Here is a 6,000-nt window from a genome sequence, read left to right as displayed (position 1 = left end):
GGCGGTCTGCCTGGACCGCACCGCCGATCTGGTGGTCTGCCTGCTCGCCATCCTGCGCACCGGGGCGACGCTCCTGCCGCTCGATCCAGCGATGCCCCCCGCCCGCCTGGCCCACCTGCTGGGCGACGCGCGGGCCCGGCTGGTGGTCACCGGGGAGGACCACCGGCGGCTGTGCGAGGCCGCCGCGACGGCGGGGCCCGAGGGCTCCGGTCGCGGGGCCGCGACCGCGGCGGTCGTCCCGGTCGACGAGGTGACCGGCGCGGGCCGCCCGGCCGAGGGACCGTGGGAGCGGCCACGGCCGGACGAGCCCGACCCGGACGACATCGCCTACCTGATCTACACCTCCGGCACCACCGGCGCGCCCAAGGGCATCGCGGTCACCCACCGCTCCCTGGCCGGCTCCCTGGCGGCGTCCGCCGCCTGGTACGGCTGGCATCCCGGGGACCGGGCCGTGCACCTGGCCGCGATCAGCTTCGACACCTCGCTCGAGCAGATCTTCGGCCCCCTGATCACCGGGGCCACCACCGTCCTGACCGGCGGGCCGCCCTGGGCCCCCACCGAAGTGCTGGACGCCGTCGCCCGGCACCGCGTCTCCACGCTCGACCTCACGCCCGCCTACTCCCGCCAGCTCCTCAGCCTGCTCGGGGCCGGCCGGTACGCGCTCGACACGCTGCGGCTGGTGGTCGTCGGCGGCGAGATCGTACGGGCCAAGGACTGCCGCGGCTGGCTGGAGCACGCCCCGGGCGCCAGGCTGGTCAACGCCTACGGGCTGACCGAGACCACGATCACCTCAACCACCTGCGACCTCGGCGCATGGGCCGCCTCGGCGGACGACAGCGCCCCGGCCCCGGTGGGCCGCCCCCTCCGGGGCACCCGCGTCCACCTGCTCGACCCGGCGCTGCGACCGGTGCCGCCCGGCGAACGGGGCCAGGTCTACATCGGCGGCGACCATCTGGCCGAGGGCATCTGGCGGCAGCCCGACCGGACGGCGGAGGAGTTCCTGCCGGACCCGCTCGCCGACGCCCCTGGGGGCCGGATGTACCGCACCGGCGACATCGGGGTGCTGGAGCCGGACGGGACGCTGTCGGTGGTCGGCCGCGTCGACGACCAGATCAAGATCCTCGGTCACCGGATCGACCCCGCGGAGATCGAGGCCGTGCTGCGGGCCCACCCGGCCGTCGACGACGTCGTCGTCGTGGCGCGGCAGCGCGACCGGCGCGACCAACTGGACCAGCAGCTGGCCGCGTTCTACCGCCCCGCGCCGGACGCCGCGCCCGACGGCGAGACGGCGGACCAGCTGCGCCGCGCGCTCGCCCGGGCCCTGCCCGGCTACATGATGCCCGCCTCGTTCACCGCCGTGGAGAACCTGCCCGTCACGCCGCACGGGAAGATCGACCGCCGGGCCCTGGCCCGCGGCCGGCCGCCGGCCCGCTCCGACGTCGCCCCCGCGTCCGGCCGCGCCGCGCTTCCCGCCGGGGCTGCTGTTCCGCACGACGCGCAGGCGGCCGCACCGCAGTCGGTCGCACCGCAGGCCCTCCGTCCGCCGGCCGGGTCGCTCCCGGCCGCTCCGGCGGCGCCGCTTCGCCCGCACGCCGCCATGGCGCACCTGTGGTCGCAGATCCTCGGTGTCGGACACGTCCGCCAGGACGACGACTTCTTCCACCTGGGCGGCAACTCGCTGCTCGCCATGGAGATGCTGGCGCGGGCCCGCGTCATCTTCGGCATCGACATCACCGAGGTGCGCGAGCTCTCCCGCGCGCTGCTGCGCCGTCCCACCCTCGCCGCCTTCACCGAGCAGGCGATGCTGGCCCGGCGTGGCCGGCTGACCGGCGCCGACCAGCCACCGGTCGACTTCACCGCCGAGGCGGCGCTGAGCCTCACCGCCGTCGGGACCCGCGGCCCGGAGCCGAACCCGCACCGGCCGAAGGACATCCTGCTCACCGGGGCGACCGGGCTGTGCGGCGCGCACATGCTCGACGAACTCCTGCAGCGCACCGGAGCCCGGATCCACTGCCTGGTGCGCGCCGCCGACCCGGCCCAGGCCTTCGAGCGGCTGCGCGCGGCCCACCTGCGCTACCTGCGCCGGGACCTCGCCGCCGACCGGCGCCGGGACCGGATCCTGCCGACCGTCGGCGACCTCGCCGCGCCGGGGCTCGGGCTCGCCCCGGAGATCGCCGCCGCGCTGGAAAACGACCTCGACCTCATCTACCACTTCGGCGCCCAGGTCAACTTCATCTACCCCTACCAGGACCTGAGGGCCGTGAACGTGGGCTCCGTGCGGGCGCTGGTCGAGCTGGCCGCGCGCCGGTCCGTCCCGCTCCACCACACCTCCAGCCTGGCGGTGATGGCCGGGTACGGAGCCGCGGGCGTCAGGTCGGTCACCGAGCGCACCCCCTTGGCCCACGCCGACTACCTCTCGGTCGGATACGTCGAGTCCAAGTGGGTGGCGGAGCTGCTGCTGCAGCATGCCGCCGCGGCGGGCGTCCCGGTCAGCGTCTACCGGCTCCAGGACGTCACCGGCCCGCTGAGCACCGGCGTGCTCAACACCGGGACGGAGATCTGCGCCCTCGTCAGGTTCGTGGCCGACTCCGGTCTGTGCCCCGCCGTGGACCTGCCGCTGGACCTGCTCCCGGCCGACTGCTTCGCCCGCGCGGTCCACCACATCTCCACCGCCGTCCCCCGCCCCGGGGGCGTCTACCACCTGACCAACCCCCGCCCCGCGCTGGTGGACGTGCTGCGCGACAGCCTGCGGACGCGGGGGTGGGCCGTCCGCGACGTCCCCTACCCCGAGTGGGTGGGCGCGCTGATCCGCTTCGCGGCCGAGCACCCGGCCCATCCGGTGACCCCCTTCGTGCCCCTCTTCGTCGACCGCTGCAACCACGCCGACATGAGCGTCAGCGAGATGTACCTGCAGAGCGTCTTCCCTCGGTTCAGCCGGGACCACATGGAGGCCGCCCTGGCCGACAGCGGTCTGAGCATCCCCCCGGTGGACCCGCGGATGCTCGGCCGCTACGTGGACGCCCTCGAAGGCGAGGGCTTTCTCTCCCGCCCGCCCCGGAACGCCTCGGGCCCGGCACGGCGGGGCGCCTCCTGGCCCGCGCTCGACCTCTCCCACGCCCCCGCGGACGCCCCGGTCGCCTTCGGGGGCAGCCTCGCCCCCGACGAGGTCCAGGCGGCGTACGTCGCGGGCGCCTATCCGATGCCCGCGGCCGACGACCGCATCCGCGAGACGGCGCGGGCCGCCTACGGCGGCGAGGTGCGCGCCGGGCGGATCCCCGTGATCGGGCAGGGCGACGACCCCTGGGCCGTCGCCTGGTGGTCGCCCGACCCACGGCCGGTGATCCCCGTCTCCGAGGTCCACCTCAGCCGCAGGCTCGCGCGCAGCCTGAACCATCGACTGCGCTGGACCACCAGCGCCGACCGGGCCTTCGAGCAGGTCCTGCACGCCTGCCGGACGGGACGCCAACCCCTCTGGCTCACCGACGAACTGATGGACTGCCTGCTGGTGCTGCACGCGCGGGGCCTGGCCCACAGCGCGGAGGTCTGGGAGGGCGACCAGCTGGTCGGCGGGGTCTTCGGCGTGCGGGTCGGCCGCGTCTTCAGCATGGACTCGATGTTCGGCGCCCGCCCGGGCTCCGGTGCGGTCGCCGTCGCCGACCTGGCCCGGCGCTTCGCCGAGGCGGGCGGCGAGCTCCTGGACGCCCAGCGCGACAGCCCCCATGTCCGCTCCCTGGGAGCGGTGCTGATGCCGCGCCGGCAGTACCTCTCGCTGCTGCGGAGCGACGGGCGGCTTGACCGGCCGGATCCGCTGCCGCGCCTGTCGACCGCCGCCGCGGAGGCCCGACGGCTCACCGCGGGCTGACCCCGGCGCGCCGGTCGTCAGGCCAGTTCGGCCCAGATGGTCTTGCCGTCGCGGGTGTAGCGGGTGCCCCAGTCCTGGGAGAGCCGCCCCACGATGAACAGCCCCCGGCCGCCCTCGTCGACGGTGCGGGCGTGGCGCAGATGCGGCGCGGCGAGGCTGGCGTCGCGGACCTCGCAGGTGAGCGTGCCGTCCATGATCAGGCGCAGCTCGATCGGGGCGCGCGCGTGGCGGACGGCGTTGGTGACCAGCTCGCTGACGATCAGTTCGGCGGCGAAGGCCCGCTCCTCGTCCGCGTCCCAGGCGGCGAGCCGGTCGCGGACGTGGCGCCGGGCGACCGCGACCGCTCCCGGTTCGGCGTCCAGGCGCCAGCCGGCGACCTGGTCGGCCGGGAAGGGCTTGGTGCGGGCGAGGAGGAAGGTCACGTCGACCGTCGAGCCGGTCGGCGGGAGGGTGTAGACGATCTCGTCGCACAGTTCCTGCAGCGGTCGTCGGGGTCGGCTCAGCGCCTCGGTGATCACGCGCGGGCCGTGGACGCGCTCGGGGGCGTCGTTGGCGAGCGTGGACAGGGCCAGCACCGCGTCATCCGGGATCTCCACGGTGACGGCGCCGAAAGGCGACTGGTCGGGCTCCCCGAGCGGAGGCCCGGCGGGAATCTCGGGGCTTTCCGTGGTGCCGTCCGGGTGGGCGATCACCAGTCCGGCGGAGCCGGACCGGGCCACGGTGCAGCGGCGGGAGAGCGGGTCGTAGACGGCGACCAGGCAGTCCGCGCGCAGCGGCTGTGCGTGCAGCGGGTCGGTGACGGGCAGCGCGGCCACCTCGCCCGCCAGCACCAGCGTGGTGTCGTGCAGGCGCGCCAGCAGTTCGTCGGGGCCCAGGTCGAAGCCCGCGAGGGCGCGGATGACGGTGCGCAGCTGCCCCATCGCCGTGGTGGCGGCGATGCCCTGCCCGGCGACGTTCCCGACGACCAGGGCGGTACGGGCGCCGGGCAGGCCGATGACGTCCGTCCACTGGCCGCCGCCCGGGGGGATCGGGGAGGCCGGGGCGACGTCCAGGGCGGTGCGCGAGATGCGTCGCGGAGGCAGGAGGTAGCGCTGCAGCGTGGCCGCCAGGGCGTGTTCACGCGAGTAGCGGCGGGCGTTGTCGATGCACAGGGCGGCGTGGTCGGCCACCTCGAGCAGCAGCGCGGTGTCGTCGTCGCCGAAACCGTCCGAGGGGTCGTGGCGGTAGACCGTGACCAGACCGAGCACCGAACCGTGCAGGGTCAGCGGCGCAACGAGCATCGAGTGGGCCCCGAGCTCCCGGAGGGACTTCACCCGGGCCGGGTCGGAGGCGATCCACGCCGGGTCGTCGAGCAGCGGCACGGTCCGGGGCCGCAGGTCCGACAGGGCCTGGGTGTAAGGGGTCGGCCCCGGAATGTCGTAGACCGTGCCGACCGGGTACAGGGGTGCGTACCCCTCCGCGACGGTGCGGAACGCCGCCCGCCGCAGGGGGGTGCTCGCCACGAGATCGGCGGGCGCCGGCTCGTCACCGTGGATCACCGCGTCGACGACGTCCACGGTGACCGTGTCCGCGATGTCGGGCACCAGGACGTCCGCGAGCTCACGGCAGGTGGCGAGCACGTCCAGCGTCCGCCCTACCCGCTCCCGGGCCCTGGCCAGGACCCGCAGCCGCAGCCGAGCCCTCTCCCGCTCGGTGACGTCCACCATCTGGAGCGCGACGGCGAAGACGTTGCCGCCGCGGTCCTGGAGCCGGAAGGCGGACAGGGAGTACGTCCGCTCGCGCTCGGGCTCGTCCACGGTCCAGGCCCGCACGACCTGGTTCACCAGCGGCTCACCGCCGTCCAGGACCGCCCTGACCCGCTCCTCGATCTCGCGCGCGTCGGCGAGGCCGTAGGCGTCCGTCAGCGGACGCCCGACGAGGTCCTCCTCGCGGACGGCCCGCATGGCCGGGCTGGCGATGTTGACGCGCAGGACGCGCAGGTCGGTGTCGAGCAGGTGCAGCCCGACGGGCGACTGCTGGAACAGGACGTCCAGCAGCGCCTCCGCCGCGCCATCGGCGTCGTCGAGAGCCTCACCGCCGCTCACATCCGCCACCTTCCGCCGCCGGCAGGCTGACCCCGCGAGACGCCCTGCCCGAAA

General features: G+C 75.4%; 2 protein-coding genes. One reads left to right on the top strand and one right to left on the bottom strand.

What is annotated here, in order from left to right:
• The coding region (locus TR48_RS20410) for an amino acid adenylation domain-containing protein (protein ID WP_052442815.1) at positions 1–3,862 on the top strand (3,862 nt) is incomplete at its 5' end.
• Positions 3,863–3,879: 17 nt separating this feature from the next.
• Here TR48_RS20410 and TR48_RS20405 read toward each other — a convergent pair.
• Positions 3,880–5,946 carry a SpoIIE family protein phosphatase gene (locus TR48_RS20405; protein ID WP_042369410.1) on the bottom strand — a complete coding sequence of 689 codons (2,067 nt, stop codon included), beginning with the start codon at positions 5,944–5,946 and terminating at the stop codon, positions 3,880–3,882.
• Between the last annotated feature and the right edge of the window lie 54 nt (positions 5,947–6,000).

It is taken from the genome of Streptacidiphilus neutrinimicus (genome assembly GCF_000787815.1).
Taxonomy (GTDB): domain Bacteria; phylum Actinomycetota; class Actinomycetes; order Streptomycetales; family Streptomycetaceae; genus Streptacidiphilus; species Streptacidiphilus neutrinimicus.
The sequence above is the reverse complement of the archived record's forward strand: the minus strand, read 5'-3'. Positions and strand labels throughout refer to the sequence as shown.